Annotated in this window: 2 protein-coding genes, 1 tRNA gene and 1 pseudogene; all 4 read left to right on the forward strand. The window is 72.7% G+C overall.

Annotation, left to right across the window (positions count from 1 at the left end; translation table 11 throughout):
• Window positions 1-213: pseudogene (locus AE652_RS48825) on the forward strand (signal peptidase I); the annotation flags it as partial.
• A gap of 5 nt (window positions 214-218) precedes the next feature.
• Window positions 219-821 carry an oligoribonuclease gene (gene orn, locus AE652_RS40355; protein WP_049660762.1) on the forward strand — a complete coding sequence of 201 codons (603 nt, stop codon included), beginning with the start codon at window positions 219-221 and terminating at the stop codon, window positions 819-821.
• A gap of 186 nt (window positions 822-1,007) precedes the next feature.
• A tRNA-His gene (locus tag AE652_RS40360) sits at window positions 1,008-1,083 on the forward strand.
• A 233-nt stretch (window positions 1,084-1,316) separates the two neighbouring features.
• Window positions 1,317-1,763 carry a DUF4442 domain-containing protein gene (locus tag AE652_RS40365; protein ID WP_049660764.1) on the forward strand — a complete coding sequence of 149 codons (447 nt, stop codon included), beginning with the start codon at window positions 1,317-1,319 and terminating at the stop codon, window positions 1,761-1,763.
• Window positions 1,764-1,987 lie beyond the last annotated feature (224 nt).

The following is a 1,987-nucleotide window of genomic DNA, read 5'->3' on the forward strand; positions in this document are numbered from 1 at the left end:
CAGGTCCGCGGCCAGGCCGGCCGGCCCGCGCCCGAGGGCGCCCGGGCGGCGCGCGAGGTCCGGACCGGACGGGACGGCCACACGGTCCTGACCGGCCGGGAGGGCGAGCACCCGGACGGCCACGGCACGCACGACGGACCGGAGGAGCACCAGGCCGAGGCACCCCGCTCGGCTCCACCGGTCCCCGCGGCGCGTGATCGCGCCGTAGGGTGAGTTGTGTGAATGACCGTTTGGTATGGATCGACTGTGAGATGACCGGCCTCGACCTCGACCAGGACGCCCTGGTCGAGGTCGCGGTGCTGGTGACGGACTCCGAGCTGAACATCCTCGGCGAGGGCGTGGACGTCATCATCCGGCCGCCGGCCGAGGCGCTGGCGAACATGCCCGAGGTGGTGCGCGAGATGCACACCGCCTCCGGGCTGCTGGAGGAGCTGGAGCAGGGCGTGACCCTGGCCGAGGCCGAGGAGCGGGTGCTCGCCTACGTGCGCGAGCACGTGCCGGAGGCCGGGAAGACCCCGCTGTGCGGCAACTCGGTGGCCACCGACCGCGGCTTCCTGGCCCGGGACATGCCGGCCCTGGAGAAGCACCTGCACTACCGGATCGTGGACGTCTCCTCGATCAAGGAGCTGGCCCGCCGCTGGTACCCGAAGGCGTACTACAACAGCCCGCAGAAGGGCGGCAACCACCGGGCGCTCGCCGACATCCGGGAGAGCATCGACGAACTGCGGTACTACCGCGAGGCGGTGTTCGTCCCGCAGCCCGGCCCGGACGCCGACACCGCGCGGGCGATCGCCGGGAAGTACCAGGCCCCGGCGGGCTGAGCCCGGACCCGCCCCGGGCGGCCCACCCCGGAACCGCCCGGAACCGCCCGGCGGACCCCTGTCGGAGGGACCGGGAAGGTGCCCGCGTTCGCCGGAGCGAAACCCTGGCGCGAGCACCCTCTCGGATCCTGTAGAGTTCTTCCTGTCGGAACGGGAACGCGAGAGCGGGAACGGGCCGGACAGATGGTGGGTGTAGCTCAGTTGGTAGAGCACCTGGTTGTGGTCCAGGTGGCCGCGGGTTCGAGTCCCGTCACTCACCCCAGAGCCTGAGGGGCCGATCTCTTCAAGAGATCGGCCCCTCAGGCGTTTTCGCCTCCCTCGGCCAAACACGGCCTCGGTCGAACACCGCCTCGGTCGAACACCGCCTCAGCCGGACACGGCCTCAGCTGCGCACGCGCCCCCTCGTCCGCGTGTGCGCTCCCTCACACGCGCCCGCCGGATCGGCTTTGCGGCGACCCCTGCCCTCGGAAGCTACCGACTAGTAACATCGTCGCCATGACCACTCCCACGATCGGCCAGATGCTCGACTCCACCGTGCCGATGGCGCACACCCTCAAGCTGGAGTACCTGGAGACCACCCCGGAGCGCGCCGTGCTCCGCCTCCCGGACCAGCCCGCGTACCACAACCACGTCGGCGGCCCGCACGCCGGCGCGATGTTCACGCTGGCCGAGTCCGCCAGCGGCTGCATCGTGCTCGCCGCCTTCGGCGACCAGCTGTCCCGGGCCGTGCCGCTCGCCGTGAACGCCGAGATCGCGTACAAGAAGCTGGCCATGGGCGAGGTCACCGCCACCGCACTGCTCGGCCGCCCGGCCGCCGAGGTCGTCGCCGAGCTGGACGCCGGCGGCCGCCCCGAGTTCCCGGTCACCGTCGAGATCACCCGCGCCGACGGAGCCGTCACCGGCGTGATGACGGTCACCTGGACCCTGCGCCCCAACTCCTGACCGCCACCCGGTCGGTGGCCCCGGGAGAACAGGCCCGGGGCCACCCGTACGATGACTGTCCGTGACGGCGGGCGTGACCTCACCGCCCGGCCGCTCGTTCTCGATTCACGTGCGAGCCAATCACGCGACCAAGCCCCAGGAACCCGTCCCCCGCGGCGCCCCGCGCGGCGTCGCCGGCGCCCGCCGCGGGATCGCCCGGCGGCTGCCCCGCCCCCGGGTCCTCG

Origin of the sequence: Kitasatospora sp. MY 5-36, from assembly GCF_001182915.1 — a bacterium.
GTDB lineage: Bacteria > Actinomycetota > Actinomycetes > Streptomycetales > Streptomycetaceae > Kitasatospora.

Coding starts and splice junctions, on each gene's coding strand:
- AE652_RS40365 (WP_049660764.1), top strand. CDS start 1,317: ATGACCACTCCCACGATCGGCCAGATGCTCGACTCCACCGTGCCGATG.